Origin of the sequence: Pseudonocardia sp. CA-107938 (assembly GCF_050936315.1) — a bacterium.
Lineage (GTDB): Bacteria > Actinomycetota > Actinomycetes > Mycobacteriales > Pseudonocardiaceae > Pseudonocardia.
The window spans coordinates 1486910-1500207 of record NZ_JBNJNA010000002.1 but is presented as its reverse complement, the minus strand read 5'-3'; the positions used below and the strand labels follow the sequence as shown (position 1 = coordinate 1500207).

At 73.0% G+C, this 13298-nt stretch carries 15 protein-coding genes; 4 read left to right on the top strand and 11 right to left on the bottom strand.

Annotated elements, in window-relative coordinates; translation table 11 throughout:
- Window positions 1–29: 29 nt before the first annotated feature.
- Genes ACQEVB_RS40050 through ACQEVB_RS40015 form a run of 8 tightly spaced genes read right to left on the bottom strand, consistent with a single transcriptional unit; the run spans window position 30 to window position 6209 of the window.
- Window positions 30–731, bottom strand: coding sequence for a GntR family transcriptional regulator (locus tag ACQEVB_RS40050; RefSeq protein ID WP_432984930.1), 702 nt, complete (start codon window positions 729–731; stop codon window positions 30–32).
- Window positions 728–1582, bottom strand: coding sequence for an NAD(P)-dependent oxidoreductase (locus ACQEVB_RS40045; protein ID WP_432984927.1), 855 nt, complete (start codon window positions 1580–1582; stop codon window positions 728–730). The genes ACQEVB_RS40050 and ACQEVB_RS40045 overlap by 4 nt, the downstream gene beginning before the upstream one ends.
- The gene (locus ACQEVB_RS40040) at window positions 1575–1961 is read right to left on the bottom strand and encodes a carboxymuconolactone decarboxylase family protein (protein WP_432984924.1); all 387 of its coding nucleotides are present in this window, start codon (window positions 1959–1961) and stop codon (window positions 1575–1577) included. The genes ACQEVB_RS40045 and ACQEVB_RS40040 overlap by 8 nt, the downstream gene beginning before the upstream one ends.
- Entirely contained in the window at window positions 1954–2352 is a 399-nt protein-coding gene (locus ACQEVB_RS40035; RefSeq protein WP_432984921.1) for a cupin domain-containing protein, read from the bottom strand. The genes ACQEVB_RS40040 and ACQEVB_RS40035 overlap by 8 nt, the downstream gene beginning before the upstream one ends.
- 2 nt (window positions 2353–2354) lie before the next feature.
- Complete coding sequence (locus ACQEVB_RS40030) at window positions 2355–3245, bottom strand: NAD(P)-dependent oxidoreductase (protein WP_432984918.1); 891 nt, start codon at window positions 3243–3245, stop codon at window positions 2355–2357.
- Window positions 3242–4084 carry an SDR family NAD(P)-dependent oxidoreductase gene (locus tag ACQEVB_RS40025; protein WP_432984915.1) on the bottom strand — a complete coding sequence of 281 codons (843 nt, stop codon included), beginning with the start codon at window positions 4082–4084 and terminating at the stop codon, window positions 3242–3244. Before ACQEVB_RS40025 ends, ACQEVB_RS40030 begins: the two co-directional genes overlap by 4 nt.
- Window positions 4081–4878, bottom strand: a complete 798-nt coding sequence (locus ACQEVB_RS40020; RefSeq protein ID WP_432984912.1) for an N-acyl homoserine lactonase family protein — start codon at window positions 4876–4878, stop codon at window positions 4081–4083. The genes ACQEVB_RS40025 and ACQEVB_RS40020 overlap by 4 nt, the downstream gene beginning before the upstream one ends.
- Window positions 4875–6209 carry an MFS transporter gene (locus tag ACQEVB_RS40015; RefSeq protein WP_432984909.1) on the bottom strand — a complete coding sequence of 445 codons (1335 nt, stop codon included), beginning with the start codon at window positions 6207–6209 and terminating at the stop codon, window positions 4875–4877. The genes ACQEVB_RS40020 and ACQEVB_RS40015 overlap by 4 nt, the downstream gene beginning before the upstream one ends.
- An 85-nt stretch (window positions 6210–6294) precedes the next feature.
- Here ACQEVB_RS40015 and ACQEVB_RS40010 point away from each other — a divergent pair, with 85 nt between their 5' ends.
- Window positions 6295–7221 carry an alpha/beta hydrolase gene (locus tag ACQEVB_RS40010; RefSeq protein WP_432984906.1) on the top strand — a complete coding sequence of 309 codons (927 nt, stop codon included), beginning with the start codon at window positions 6295–6297 and terminating at the stop codon, window positions 7219–7221.
- A gap of 235 nt (window positions 7222–7456) precedes the next feature.
- On the opposite strand, the gene ACQEVB_RS40005 is transcribed toward ACQEVB_RS40010, so the two are convergent.
- Genes ACQEVB_RS40005 through ACQEVB_RS39995 form a run of 3 tightly spaced genes read right to left on the bottom strand, consistent with a single transcriptional unit; the run spans window position 7457 to window position 10420 of the window.
- Complete coding sequence (locus tag ACQEVB_RS40005; protein ID WP_432984903.1) at window positions 7457–8992, bottom strand: N,N-dimethylformamidase beta subunit family domain-containing protein; 1536 nt, start codon at window positions 8990–8992, stop codon at window positions 7457–7459.
- 35 nt (window positions 8993–9027) lie between these two features.
- Window positions 9028–9591, bottom strand: a complete 564-nt coding sequence (locus ACQEVB_RS40000) for a dihydrofolate reductase family protein (RefSeq protein ID WP_432984900.1) — start codon at window positions 9589–9591, stop codon at window positions 9028–9030.
- A 25-nt stretch (window positions 9592–9616) separates the two neighbouring features.
- A complete protein-coding gene (locus ACQEVB_RS39995) occupies window positions 9617–10420 on the bottom strand; it encodes an alpha/beta fold hydrolase (RefSeq protein WP_432984897.1) in 804 nt (267 codons plus the stop codon).
- 97 nt (window positions 10421–10517) lie between these two features.
- Between ACQEVB_RS39995 and ACQEVB_RS39990 the strand changes: the two genes are divergently transcribed.
- From ACQEVB_RS39990 to ACQEVB_RS39980, 3 genes are all read left to right on the top strand, one after another.
- Window positions 10518–11189 carry a TetR/AcrR family transcriptional regulator C-terminal domain-containing protein gene (locus ACQEVB_RS39990; protein ID WP_432984894.1) on the top strand — a complete coding sequence of 224 codons (672 nt, stop codon included), beginning with the start codon at window positions 10518–10520 and terminating at the stop codon, window positions 11187–11189.
- Window positions 11190–11298: 109 nt separating this feature from the next.
- On the top strand, window positions 11299–11694 hold the full coding sequence (locus ACQEVB_RS39985; protein ID WP_432984891.1) for a hypothetical protein: 396 nt from the start codon (window positions 11299–11301) through the stop codon (window positions 11692–11694).
- A complete protein-coding gene (locus tag ACQEVB_RS39980) occupies window positions 11675–13297 on the top strand; it encodes a bifunctional diguanylate cyclase/phosphodiesterase (protein ID WP_432984888.1) in 1623 nt (540 codons plus the stop codon). Before ACQEVB_RS39985 ends, ACQEVB_RS39980 begins: the two co-directional genes overlap by 20 nt.
- Window position 13298 lies beyond the last annotated feature (1 nt).

Here is a 13298-nt window from a genome sequence, read left to right as displayed (position 1 = left end):
CCTCCGGAACGGCACGGATGGGAGATGGGTCAGGCGCGCAGGCGGGCGAGCGCGGTGCGCGAGGCGTTGTGCACGTGGGTGGCGCAGGCCGCGGCGGCGCGCAGGGCGTCGCCCGCCTCCACCGCCTCGACGACGGCGGCGAGCTCCGCCGCCGCCTGGGCCGGTCGGCCGGGCTCGGAGAGTGAGGTGGCCCGCAGCAGCCGCACCCGGGCCTGCAGGCCGGCGAGGGTCTGCTGCAAGGGCTCGCTGCCGGAGCCCTCGAAGAGGACCTCGTAGAAGCGGTCCTTCGCGCGCAGCTGGTCCTGCGGCTCGACGGAGTCGGCGGTGCGCGCGATCTCGTCGACGGCCGCCCGCAGCTCCGCCACCTGCTCGGGGGTGGCCCGCTGCACGAACCGCTGCACGGCGAGCGCCTCCAGCGAGGCGCGCATCTCGTAGATGTCGGCGGCGTCGTCCGGGGTGAGCGCGGTGACGATCGCGCCGCGCTGGGGCACCACGGTGACGAGACCCTCGGCGGCGAGCTGCCGCAGCACCTCGCGCACGGTCGGGCGGGACACGCCCAGCTGCTCGACCAGCTCGCGTTCGACGAGCCGTTGCCCGGGCTGCACCTTGAAGCCGAGGATCGCGTCGCGGACGAGCGTGACGACCTGCTCGCGCAGCGGCGCGGCGACGCGTCCGACCTGGTCGGCGGACCAGGTCGGGCCGTCGACGGCCGGTGGCGTGCTGGCGTTCATCCCCGCAACCATCGCACGATCTCGGTGTGGTCCGCATCGGGCCCCAACGCCTCGGCCGCCTCCGCCCACAGCTCGACGGTGCGGGCGGTGAGCGCCGCCGGGACGCCGGTGGCCTCGGCGAGGCCGAGCGCGATGCGGATGTCCTTGAGCATCAACGTCAGCGCGAAGCCGGAGTCGAACGTGCCGGGCAGGACGAAGTTCGGCCACTTGTTCTCCGTGGAGCCGCTACGCCCGCTGGAGCCGTTGACGGCATCGAGCATCACCTCCGGATCGAGCCCGAACCGCTGCCCGGCCAGCAGCGCCTCCGAGCTGGCCAGCAGGTGCGCGGCGGACATGAGGTTGTTGAGCGCCTTGAGCGCGTGGCCTGCGCCGACGGGTCCGACGTGCCGGACCCGCCCGAGCAGCGCCAGCAGCGGTTCCAGCGCACCGACGACGTCCTCCGGCCCGCCGGCCATGATCGTGAGCGACCCGGCGACGGCGCCCTTCACCCCGCCCGACACCGGCGCGTCGACGAGCGTGACCCCGCGTTCCGCGACGACGGGTGCCAGCGCCCGGGTGCGCAGCGGTTCCGACGAACCCATGTCGACGAGTACGGTGTCCGGTTCCAGCGCGTCGAGCAGCCCGCCGTGCACGACCGCCTCGACGACGCCCGAGTCCGGCAGCATCAGCACGACCACGGGCGCCGCGACCTCGGCCGCCGATCCCACGAGCGTGACGACGTCCGCGAGATCCGGCCGCGGCACCGCGTCGTGGCCGCGGACCGCGATCCCGGCCCCGGCCAGCCGGCGGACCATCGGGTCGCCCATGCGCCCGAGCCCGACGAACCCGACGGTGCCGGGCAGGTCAGCCATTCTCGGCCGCGATCTCTCCGAGCACCCGCTCCGCCACCCGGAACGACTCCAGCGCCGCGGGCACCCCGCAGTAGATCGCGGCTTGGAGGAGCGCCTCCTGGATCTCCTGCTCGGTGCACCCGTTGGTGATCGCGCCCTTCACGTGCACGCCCAGCTCGTGGTTGCGTCCGAGCGCGGTGAGCATGACGAGGTTGAGCAGGCTGCGGGTGCGCCGGTCGAGCCCCGGCCGGCCCCAGATGTCGCCCCAGCACACGCCGGTCACGAACTCCTGGACGGGCCGGGAGAACTCGCTCACGGCCGCGAGCGAGCGCTCGACGTGCGCCTCGCCGAGCACCTCCTTGCGGATCGCCAGCCCGCGCTCGTAGCGCTCGTCACCCATCGAGAGTTCCCTTCCGGTAGTCCGCTTCGTCGACCTCGTCCGCCCAGACCGTGGGCCCGATGGACACCGCGAGGTGCGTCATGATCGTGTCGGGGGTGCCGCCGTGCCAGTGGCGTTCCCCGGGCGGCACCCACACCACGTCACCGGCACGGATGACCTGCGGCCGCCCTCCGTGGGTGCACACCCAGCCGCGGCCCGCCGTCACGACGAGGATCTGGCCGGCCGTGTGGTGGTGCCAGTAGGTGCGCGCGCCCGGCGCGAACGTCACCGAGTTGATCGTGGTTCCGTCCGTGGTCGGCAGCACCGGGTCGCCCCACACCGTGCCGGTGAAGGTGTCGGTCCTGGCCGTGGTCGCGACGTCGTCGGGCGCTCGCCCTCGGACGATCTGCATCTTCAGTTCCCTTTCTCCTGGACGCGGACGCCGCCGGCGACGTCGCCGATGGCGTCGACGACGCGGTTGCTGATCTGGTCCCCGTAGCCGAGGTTCTCGGCGAGACCGAAGCTGGCGAGCGGACCGGCCGCGTTGAGCGTGGGGACGCCGAGCCGGCCGAGCAGGTCGACGTAGAGCGCGACGTCCTTGGTCATGAGTCGGCCGGTGAGCCCGCCCTCGAGGTAGTCGCCGCGGACGATGTGCGGGAACCGGTTCTGCGTCGCGAAGTTGACGCCGCTGCTGGAGTTGAGGACGTCGAGCAGCTGCGGGAGGTCGAGGCCCGCCTTGCGCCCGGCCACCATCACCTCGGCGGTGGCCGCGAGGCTGACCGCGTTGAGGAAGTTGTTGAGCAGCTTCGCCGTGTGTCCCGCCCCGGACGCGCCCATGTGGTGGACGTGCGCGGCGATCGGCTCGAACACCCACGCGATCTCCGCCAGCGCGTCGGCGTCGCCGCCCGCCATGATCGTCAGCGTCCCCTTCTCGGCGGCCGCTGCCCCTCCGGAGATGCCGGCGTCGAGGTAGCGGACGCCCTGCGCTGCGGCGGCGGTGTGCAGCTCGACGGTCGACGACGGGGACGCCGTCGAGAGATCGACGATCGTCGCGCCCGACCGCGCCGCCGGCAGCAGCGCACGCACCACCGGCTCGACGACGTGGCTGTCGGGCAGCGACAGCAGCACCACGTCCGCGCGAGCGGCGACATCGGCCGGATCGGCGGCAGCGACCGCACCCACCTCCTCCGCGGCGCCGGCCCGTGTGTCGAACCCGATCACCTGGATCCCCGCGTCGACCAGCCGGCGGGTCATCCGACCGCCCATGTTGCCCAGGCCGATGAACCCGACGGACCGTTCGCTCATGCTCGTGCCTCCAGTTCGGGGTGCATCCGCCGGTCGTGCGGCCGCGGGTCCCACGCCCCGGCCCCACCGGACGGGCGCACCACGCTCACGGCGGCCGCGCCGCCGTCGACCGACACCACCTCGCCGGTCATGTACGCCGCCCCGTCCCCCAGCAGGAACGCGACGACGGACGCGATCTCGTCGCCGGTACCGGGCCGCCGCAGCGGGGTGGTGGCCGCGCGGCGCGCCATGTCGTCCCCACCGCCGGGACCGCTGCCGGCGCCCGCGAACAGCGCCGTGGGGACGATGCCCGGGGCGACCGCGTTGACCCGCACCCCGATCGGCCCGCCGAACATCGCCGCGCCCTTGAGCAGGCCCAGCACCCCGTGCTTGGACGCGTGGTAGGCCAGCAGGTCGTCGCTGCCGCGCAGCGACGCGATCGACGCCGTGAGCACGATCGCGCCACCGGACCGCTGGGCTTCGTACTGCCGGAACGCCGCGCGCACCCCGAGGAACGGCCCGCGCAGGTTGATGCCCATGACCCGGTCCCAGTCCTCGACCGACAGATCGGTCAAGCGGGTCAGCGGGCCCGGGATGCCGGCGTTGAGGTGGTGCAGGTCGATGCGCCCGAACTCGGCGACGCCCGCCGCCACCGCAGCGTCCACGTCGGACTCGCTCGCCACGTCGCCGGCGTGCACCACCGCCGGTCCGGGCAGCTCCTTGGCCAGCGCGTCGAGGCGATCGCCGTCGAGGTCGGTGAGCACGAGCCGTACGCCATCCGCCGAGAGCCGACGGGCAGTGGCGGACCCGAGCCCGCCGGCCGCACCCGTGACCAGGCAGACCTTCCCCGCCAGGCTCATGACGCGATCCGCACGACGAGGTCGGACAGCCCGTCGGGCAGGCCCGGCACGCGGTCGGTGAACCGCGTGCCCACCGCGGCGTCGTGCCCGGCGACGAGCAGCCGCCCCGGGTCCTCGGTCATCTCCCGCAGCACGTCGAACCCCCGGTACATCTCGATCAGGTCGGACACCACGAAGAACGGCCGGTCGCGCTCCAGCTCCTCGTAGAAGTGCAGGGCGTCGGCGGCGAGCACCACGGCCCCGCCGTCGACGGCGACCTGCGCGACCAGCTGGCCGGGCGTGTGCCCGCCGACGACGACCACCTCGATGCCCGGCGCGAGGTCGAGCGTGTCCTCCACGAGCCGCAGCCGGCCCTGCTCCCGGACGGTGCCCAGGTAGGCGAGCTCGTCCGCCTCGGTGGAGTGCGCGAACTGCAGCCGGCCGGCGTACGGGCCGGTCCAGAACTCGAACTCCCGCCGCGCCATCACGACCTCGGCGTTCGGGAAGCGGTGCAGGTTGCCGATGTGGTCGTAGTGCGCGTGGGTGACCACGAGCCGGTCCACGTCCGCCGCGTCGACGCCGAGCGCGGACAGCGCCGCGACCGGATCGACGAGCATCGTGCGGCCGCGCCGCTCCCCCGCCTCGGCGCCGAACCCGCAGTCCACGAGCACCGTGCCGGACGGGCCGCGGACCAGCCAGAAGAAGTAGTCCATGCCGAACGGCTCGTCGGGCTCGCCGTAGACGTGGAAGTTCAGGTAGCTCTCGGCCTTGGTAGCCGTGCGAGTGCCGTAGCGCACGGCGAGAACCTCGGTCATGCTGCGCCGTCCACCACAGGGACCTCCTTCGCCGCTTCCGCGTCCAGCGTGCGCCCCCGCACCTCGGGCAGCCACTTCGCGAGCGCCAGCGTGCAGACCGCCGCCACGATCACCATGTACAGCGCCGGCAGGGTGCTGCTGCCCGTGCCGGCGGCGATCGCGGCGGCGACCAGCGGGCCCGGCCCGCCGATCAGCGCGAGGCCGAGGTTGAAGCCGATCGAGCTGGACGTGGACCGGGTCTCGGCCGGGAACAGCTCGACGAGCATGCAGACCGTGGTCACGCTGACCATCGACTGGAACACCGCGAACAGCACCATGCCGCCGATCACGCCTGCCGCCGTGCCGGTGCCCATGAGTGCGAACGCCGGCATCGCGACGATCGCCAGCCCGAAGCCGCCGATCAGGTTGACCCTGCGCCGCCCGATCCGGTCAGACAGCGCTCCGGCGAGCGGGGTGAGGATCGCGTAGCAGACGAGCCCGATCGCGACGAGCAGCAGCGCCTGCGGGCGGCCGAGCTTCACCGTCGCCGTCAGGTGGGTGATCACGTAGGTCGCCAGGTAGTAGAAGCCCAGGCCCTGCACGCTGGAGAACGCGAAGGTCAGCGCGATCGCCCGCACGTCGCGCCCGGAGCGGCGCAGCGGCGCCTCGACCCGCGCGCCGGCCTCGACGAGCCGCTGGAACACGGGCGTCTCGTCGATGCGCAGCCGCACCCACGTGCCGAGGGCGGTGAGCGGCACCGCCACCAGGAACGGGATCCGCCAGCCCCACGCCGCCATCTGGTCCGGCGTCAGTGCCTGCTCGAGCGCGAGCACCAGCAGCCCGCCGGCGCAGGTCGCGAGCGCCGCTGTGGCGGAGACGACGCTCGCGAACCGGCCGCGGCGGTCGGCCGGGGTGTGCTCGACGAGGAACGCCGCCGAGCCCGTCCACTCGGCGCCGGCGGAGAAGCCCTGGATGCAGCGCAGGAGCACCAGCAGCACGGGAGCGAGCAGGCCGGCGCTCGCGTAGGTGGGCAGCACCCCGATCAACGTCGTGGCGGCCCCCATCAGGCCGATGGAGATCGTGAGCAGGGCGCGGCGGCCGAGCCGGTCGCCCACCGCGCCGAGGACGAACCCGCCCAGCGGCCGCATGAAGAACGCGACGCCGAAGACGGCCAGCGACGCCAGCAGCGACGCGGCCGGGCTCGCGCCGGGGAAGAACAGCCGGCCCAGCGTCGCGGCGAGGAAGCCGTAGATGGCGAAGTCGAACCACTCGGTGAAGTTGCCGACCGCGGTGGCGAACGCGACGACGCGGCGCCCCGCCGCATCCTGGTCACCCTGAACACCGTGCGTCATCGCACACCTCCGCATCGACCCTTGAGCGATCGTCAGGCTGTCAGACAATATGGGCCGGCACAAGTGTGACGAGGAGGACACGGCGATGGAGTTGGACCCCGAGATCGTGCCTGAGCTGCAGAAACGTGCAGCTGCGAACGCGGGAGTGGTTCTCCCCCAGCGCGGCGACGCGCTCGGCCTGCGGGCGCTCATCGAGGCGCGCCAGGCCGACAGCTACGCAGCGCTACCGCCGGCGCCGGATGTGGCCGTCTCCCGGCACCACGCCGACGGCATCGAGCTGCGCTGGTACGCACCGGCGGACGGCGGCACCGGCGCCGCGGTCGTCTACGTGCACGGCGGCGGCATGATCGCCGGCACGCTCGACGGCTACGACCCGCTGCTGCGGCACTACACGCGGCTGGCGGGCGTCCCGTTCCTGGCGGTGGGCTACCGGCGGGCGCCCGAGCACGCCGGCACGGGCCCGGCGCAGGACGCGTTCGCCGCGCTCTGCTGGCTGATCGAGCGCGCCGACGGGCTCGACGTCGACGGGCGGCGGATCGCGCTGATGGGCGACAGCGGGGGCGGCGGCATCGCCGCGGGAGCGGCGATCATGGCGCGTGACGAGGGCGTGCCGGTCGCCCGGCAGGTGCTGGTCTACCCGATGCTCGACGACCGGACCGTGGTCCCGGACCCGGCGCTGGCAGCCACCGCGACCTGGTCCTACGACGACAACTGGACCGCCTGGACGGCCGTGCTGGGCACCGACCGGGGCAGGCCGGACGTGCCGGCGGTCGCGGCGCCGGCCCGCCTCGCCGAGCTCGCCGGGCTCGCCCCCGCCTACGTCGAGGTCGGGGAGCTGGACATCTTCCGCGACGAGTGCCTCGCCTTCGCCACCCGCCTGCTGGCCGCCGGGGTGTCGTGCGAGTTGCACGTCCGCCCCGGAGCGCCGCACGGGTTCGAGTGGCTCGCGAAGGAGGCGGACGTGAGCCGCCGAGCGGTGGCCGACCGGGTCCGCGTCATCCGGTCGCTCTGACCGTCAGCCCCCGGGTCGGAAACCACCAGGGGCTGCGCGCCGCCCGTCGACCTGTTCGGCGGGGAACGGGAGCAGCAACAGCCGGGCGGCGACGTCCCGAGCCCCCTTCGCCCGTCGATTCGCCGCGCTGGTCGGCCAGCCACCCCCGACCTGGGCAGCGAGAGCCCGGATCAGCGCCCGGACGATTCCGCCGGTCCACCCCTGGCGACGAGCCGCCAGCAGGAAGCACCTCCCGTCAGTCGTTGTGGGCCGACGGTGGGACCGCGGTAGTCCGGCCGATGCCGAGCGCGTCGAGGTTGTCGCGCGCGGGGTGGGCGACGCCGGCCGGACCGGCCGCGAACTCGGTGAGCAGACGGGTCGTGATCGCGTCCAGCGCCTGGGCGACACGGCCGCCGTTCCCCGATCCCTTGCAGCCGGGGTCCATCCCGCACACCCAGTCCTGCGTGCCGCTGGAGAAGACGCCGGCACCGCTGGACGCGGTGTAGTACGTGGCGTCGGAGAACTCCCGACGACCGGTCGTGCCGCACGTGACCGGGGAGTGGAAGAGCACCTCCATCGGACGCGGCGTCGGCACCGACAGATCCACCTTCGCGTACTCGATGCCCACCACGGACGGAAAGCGTTCGCCGTCGTGGACGATCCCGGAGAGCAGCCAGCTCGTGGCGTCGGACACGACCAGGTCGGCTCGGCCGGGGAAGCAGCTGTAGTAGCCGCCGACCAGCACGCTCTCCGGGCGCGGATCGGGCGGCTGCCGCCAGTCCTGAGTGGACTCGGTCGGGTCGGTCCGGCTGACGGGGTCCTCCGCAGCCGACTTGTAGTTGATCTCCAGCCGGTTGTCGCCGAGCGGGGTCGGCGCGAAGCGCATGTGCCGGTAGACCTCGTTGCCTCCCAGGAAGGCGAGGTTGACCCCGCGGTCGCGGGCGGCCGTCGCCGCGGCGCGCATCGCCGTCGTCCAGTACTCGTCGTGGCCCAGCGTGACCATCGCGCGCGCACCGTCGAGGAGGTGCGGATCGGCGTGCAGGTCGGTGTCGGTCGCGTACCCCAGCGGCACGCCGGATCGCTCGGCCACCCGCAGGAAACCGAGCTCGAACTGGAGGAACTGCCCGGCGCCCTGCATGCCCGCCTCGTAGGGCCGGTCGAAGCTCACCGCGCGCGACCTGCTCCTCCGCTGGCCGTCGGGGCCCTTGTAGAGGCTGTGGCCGCCCCACCTGTTGTAGGCCTGCCACGTGGTCACGGCGTTGATCACCACCACCCGTCCGGCGTTGGACGGTGTCCGCACCGTCAGGGGGACGAAGCGCTGCGCGCCGTCGGATCCATCGAGCCGCAGCAGGTAGACCCCAGGCGGCCAGCCCTGCGTCGCGACGCTCATCGACGGATGCCAGGGCGCGACGACGGTGTGGGTCGGCTCCTGCACCACCGCGGGCGCCTGGACGCCGCCGGTCCGGGGCGGTGAGGTCCAGACGGCCTGCGCGTCGGAGTCGCGGTAGGCGCCCATGCGGAACGCCGTGACCACGAAGGACGGCGCCGCCGTCGAGACGAACAGGCGGACCGGCTCGCCGGGTGACACGCTCACCCGGTCGGTGAAGCCCTCGATCGCGTGCTCGGCGCCCGGATCGGTCAGCTGCCATCCCGGGGTCCCGACCGGCGGCGCGACGGCCGCCGTGGTCGGGGCAGGTGGAGCAGGATCAGCGGCCGGGACCGGGCCCGTGCAGGCGCCGGTCACCACCGCGACGGCGACCAGGCCCGCGACCATCCGGCTGCGCCTCAGCACACCGAGATCGTGCCTGATCAGGCACGGTGGCGTGCTTAGCGGGCCCGTTCGAACGTGGTGATCGTGATCCCGTCGCCCACGGTGCGTGCCGCGGTGAGCCGCCACCGCGACATGTCGCTGGTCCGTTCGATCAGCCGCCGTCCGGTGCCGAGGACGAGCGGGTAGGTCATGAGGCGCAGCTCGTCGACCACGTCGTGCTCGATGAGGTCCTGGACGAGCTGGATGCTGCCCGGCACCTGGATCTCGCCGACGATCCGTTCCTTCAGCGCGGTGGTCTCGGCGATGACGTCGCCGCTCAGCACCGTCGTGTTGTTCCACGACGGGTCCGTGAGCGTGCTGGACACCACGTACTTGGGCATGCCGTTGTACTTGTCGCCCAGCTCGCCGTCGACGTGCGGCCAGGCAGCGGCGAAGGACTCGTAGGTGCGGCGGCCGATCAGCAGCGCCTCGGCGCCGAGCGCCTCGTCGACCTTGAAGCGCTCGCCGTCGTCGCCCCGGTCGACGGTCGACGTCCAGTTCCGGTGGACGAAGTCCTCGCCGCCGGGTGCCTCGACGACCCCGTCGAGCGAGATGAACTCCGTGACGACGATCTTGCCCATCTCGTGCTCCTCCTCCCCGATGTGCTCAGTTGGCCTGGACGAACTGCTGGATGGCCGGGGCGAGCACGTCGGCTGCGGCCGTGTGGTTCTCGCCCGGAACGCTCTGCAGCGACGCTCCCGGCAGCACCTCCGCGGCCGCCTGCGCACCCGTGACCAGGAACGGGAACGTCGCGTTCCCGTGCACGACCAGGGTCGGCACGGCGATCGTCGCCCACCGGTCGGTCGGCAGCGGCCGGCCCTGCATCACATCGCGCACCACCCGTCCGTCGTAGGCGATGGTCGGCGCGACCGCCTCCAGGACCGGCCAGTACTCGCTCTGCCGCATGCCGGCGACGAACTCGGCCGGCATGCCGACCGCGGCGGTCATGAACAGCTCGACCGCGTCGCCCGGCCGTCCGGCCGCGCAGGCCGCCTCCAGCCGCTCCACGTAGTCGCCCGGCAGGGGCGGGCGGCCGTCGTCGACCACGAACGGCGGCTCGAACGCGACGAGGTGGGTGACCGGCAGCCCGGCCGCGACGGCGTCCATGCACAGGATCGAGCCGGAGGACCAGCCGAACAGCACCACGGGTCCGCCAGCCTCCGCGACGAGCGCGGCGAGGTCGTCGATCTCGCGCTCGACGGCGTAGGGCAGCGTGTCCGTGCTGCCTCCCCGACCGCGCCGGTCGTAGGTGTAGACGCGGAAGTCGGCGCTCAACGCCTCGGCGAGCGCGACGGTGTCCGGGCTGATCGCCGGGTAGGCGGTGGCGCCGTCCACGAGGATCACGGGCCGGCCGCTGCCGCGCACCTCGAAGGCGATCGTCGTGCCGTCCTTGCTCTGCACTGTTCCCATGTCGCACGCTCCGTTTCGTAGATCCGAGAACTAGACCGTACAGTACTCAGACGGGAACGGAACTGTCTAGTACTCTGTGACCGTCGGAAGGAGCAGCATGGATCAGCGCGAGCAGGACATCGGGGCAGACCTCGACGAGGGCCGCACCGCCCGCAGGCGACGGGCGATCCTCTCCGCCGCGGCGGAGGTGTTCCTGCAGCACGGCTACCTGGGCGCGAGCATGGACGAGGTGGCCGCGCGGGCCGCGGCGTCCAAGCAGACGGTCTACAAGCAGTTCACCGACAAGGAGCACCTGTTCGCCGAGGTCATCCTCGGGAGCAACGCCCAGCTCGCCGCCCGCCTCGCCACGCAGTACGCGGCCCTGGACGAGGCCACGGACGCCGCCACGGCCCTGCGCGTCCTCGCCCGCCGGTTCGCCACCGACATCTGCCGGCCCGACATCGTGCAGCTGCGAAGGCTCGTCCTCGCCGAGGCCGACCGCTTCCCCGCCGTCTCCGGTGCCTGGTTCGTGGACGGTTTCGAGCGGTCGCTCGTACTGCTGGGCGCGGCGCTCGCGCGGATGGCGGGCCGCGGACTGCTGCGCGAGCTCGACGATCCGACCCTGACGGCGTACCAGTTCGCCGGCCTGGTCATGTACAAGCCGATGAACCAGTTGATGTTCGCAGGCACCGAGGCCCGTCCGTCCGACGACGAGCTGGCGAGGATCGCCGACGCGGCGGTGCAGGTGTTCCTCGCGGCCTACGGACCGCGCGGGAGACCCGAGGACTGAGCCGCTTCGCCGGCGACGCCTCCGCTCGGGCTAACACGATCGACGTTTCCGCCGACGACCTGAGGTGGGCGGTGACAGACCGGTTCCCGTCACCGGAGGGAGTTGGCGCATGTCGGACTTCGACAGCAGTACGCCGCTGTCGGATCGCGTCCTCACCGTCCGCGTCGAGCCGGCCGGCTACGTACGGCTGAGCTGGGACCGGAACCTGCGGATCACCGGCGAGATGGCCCGGGGCGCGATGGCGCTCGTCGACGCGACGAACGCCGGCCGCGAGCGGCCGCTGCTGGTGGACATGGCCGGCACGGCAGCACTGACCCGGGACGCCCGGATGACGTTCAGCCGGCGGTGCTCGGCCTCCAGGATCGCGCTGCTGGGCAGTTCACCCGTCGACCGGGTCATCGCGAACTTCGCCCTCGGGGTGAGCGGGGTCCCGGTGCCGACGAAGTTCTTCACCTCCGAGTCGCTCGCTGTCGCGTGGTTGACCGATGGCGACGTCGGCACCTGAGCCGTCCGACGGGCGGCTCGAACAGCTCGTCGAGCTGGTCGTCGCCCTCGCCTCCGGCGACGACGAGGCCCACATGGAGCCGTCGCCCGCCTCCGACGAGATCGACGCCGTGATCGTCGGCATCAACATGATGGCCGAGGAGCTGCGGGCGCTGAACGTCGATCTCGAGGCACGCGTCGCCGAACGGACCCAGCAGCTGGAGGAGGCGCAGCTGCAGCTCCAGCGACTCGCGCTCTACGACCCCCTGACCGGGCTCGCGAACCGGACCCTGCTGAGGGACCGCATCGACGCGGCCGTGGCCCGCGCCGAGCGCACCGGCGCGGGGGCGGCGGTGCTCGTGCTGGACCTCGACGGGTTCAAGGCGGTGAACGACAGCTTCGGGCACGCCGTCGGCGACCTCCTGCTCACCGAGGTCGCCCGCAGGTTGCGCTCCAGTCTCCGGGCGACCGACACGGTCGCCCGCCTCGGTGGCGACGAGTTCGCCCTCGTCATCGTGGACGCGTCGGCCGAGCAGGTCCTCGCCGTCGCCGAACGGATCCGGTCGGACCTGCAGACACCGGTGCTGGTGGACGGGCACTCGTGCTGGGTCTCCGCCAGCATCGGCGTGTGCTTCCCGACCAGGGGCATGGACGCGGACGCGCTGCTGCGCGACGCCGACACCGCGATGTACGCGGCGAAGAGCGGCTCTCGCGGCGGCGTGCAGATCTACGAGCCGGCGATGCACGCCGCCGCCGTGGCGCGCGTCCGGCTCGCGGAGGACCTGCGCGAAGCGATCGCGGGCGGCCAGCTGGAGGTCCGGTACCAGCCGATCGTCCACCTCGGCTCCGGCAGGTTCGTCGGGGCGGAGGCACTGGTCCGCTGGCGGCACCCGACCCGCGGGCTCCTGCTCCCCGGCGAGTTCATCGGTGTCGCGGAGAACACCGGCCTGGTCACGGCGCTCGACCGATGGGTGCTCGACACCGCGATGGCGCAGCTGGCCCGCTGGCGGGCCGACGTGCTCGGCGGCGCGGAGTTCGCCCTGCACGTCAACGTCTCCCCGGTCGAGCTGCGCTCCCCCGGCTACTCCGACGGCGTCCTCGCGTGCCTCGCGCAGCACGACGTCGCACCGGCAGACCTGCTGCTCGAGGTCACCGAGAACCAGATGATGGGCGAGGACGCGCAGACGCTGCAGGCCCTTGACGCGTTGCGCACGGCCGGTGTGCGCGTCGGCATCGACGACTTCGGCACCGGCTACTCGTCCATCGGCTACATCCGGCGCATGTTCGTCGACGTCGTCAAGATCGACCGGTCCCTGATCACCGGCCTCGACACCGACCCGCAGCAGTACCGGGTGGCCGCCGCGATCCTGGCGATCGTCCGGGCCTTCGACCTGGACGCGGTCGCGGAGGGGATCGAGACGCCCGAGCAGGCCGCGCAGCTCAGGGCGCTCGGCTGCCGCTTCGGGCAGGGGTTCAACTGGGGGACCCCGCTCGGGCCCGATGCGCTGATCGAGGCCCTCGCCGCCTGGCAGCGCGAGCGCGCGAGCCCCGCCACGCGCCGGAGCAGGGAACCCCTGCACCGCACCGCTCGGATGCCGGACGACGACGGAGTCCTGGCGAACTAGC

Excerpts from the sequence above, each read along its gene's own strand:
- ACQEVB_RS40035 (WP_432984921.1), bottom strand. The coding sequence starts at position 2,352 with ATGCAGATCGTCCGAGGGCGAGCGCCCGACGACGTCGCGACCACGGCC.
- ACQEVB_RS40040 (WP_432984924.1), bottom strand. The coding sequence starts at position 1,961 with ATGGGTGACGAGCGCTACGAGCGCGGGCTGGCGATCCGCAAGGAGGTG.
- ACQEVB_RS40000 (WP_432984900.1), bottom strand. The coding sequence starts at position 9,591 with ATGGGCAAGATCGTCGTCACGGAGTTCATCTCGCTCGACGGGGTCGTC.
- ACQEVB_RS39990 (WP_432984894.1), top strand. The coding sequence starts at position 10,518 with ATGGATCAGCGCGAGCAGGACATCGGGGCAGACCTCGACGAGGGCCGC.
- ACQEVB_RS40015 (WP_432984909.1), bottom strand. The coding sequence starts at position 6,209 with ATGACGCACGGTGTTCAGGGTGACCAGGATGCGGCGGGGCGCCGCGTC.
- ACQEVB_RS40025 (WP_432984915.1), bottom strand. The coding sequence starts at position 4,084 with ATGAGCCTGGCGGGGAAGGTCTGCCTGGTCACGGGTGCGGCCGGCGGG.
- ACQEVB_RS39985 (WP_432984891.1), top strand. The coding sequence starts at position 11,299 with ATGTCGGACTTCGACAGCAGTACGCCGCTGTCGGATCGCGTCCTCACC.
- ACQEVB_RS40045 (WP_432984927.1), bottom strand. The coding sequence starts at position 1,582 with ATGGCTGACCTGCCCGGCACCGTCGGGTTCGTCGGGCTCGGGCGCATG.
- ACQEVB_RS40020 (WP_432984912.1), bottom strand. The coding sequence starts at position 4,878 with ATGACCGAGGTTCTCGCCGTGCGCTACGGCACTCGCACGGCTACCAAG.
- ACQEVB_RS40030 (WP_432984918.1), bottom strand. The coding sequence starts at position 3,245 with ATGAGCGAACGGTCCGTCGGGTTCATCGGCCTGGGCAACATGGGCGGT.
- ACQEVB_RS39995 (WP_432984897.1), bottom strand. The coding sequence starts at position 10,420 with ATGGGAACAGTGCAGAGCAAGGACGGCACGACGATCGCCTTCGAGGTG.
- ACQEVB_RS40050 (WP_432984930.1), bottom strand. The coding sequence starts at position 731 with ATGAACGCCAGCACGCCACCGGCCGTCGACGGCCCGACCTGGTCCGCC.
- ACQEVB_RS39980 (WP_432984888.1), top strand. The coding sequence starts at position 11,675 with ATGGCGACGTCGGCACCTGAGCCGTCCGACGGGCGGCTCGAACAGCTC.
- ACQEVB_RS40010 (WP_432984906.1), top strand. The coding sequence starts at position 6,295 with ATGGAGTTGGACCCCGAGATCGTGCCTGAGCTGCAGAAACGTGCAGCT.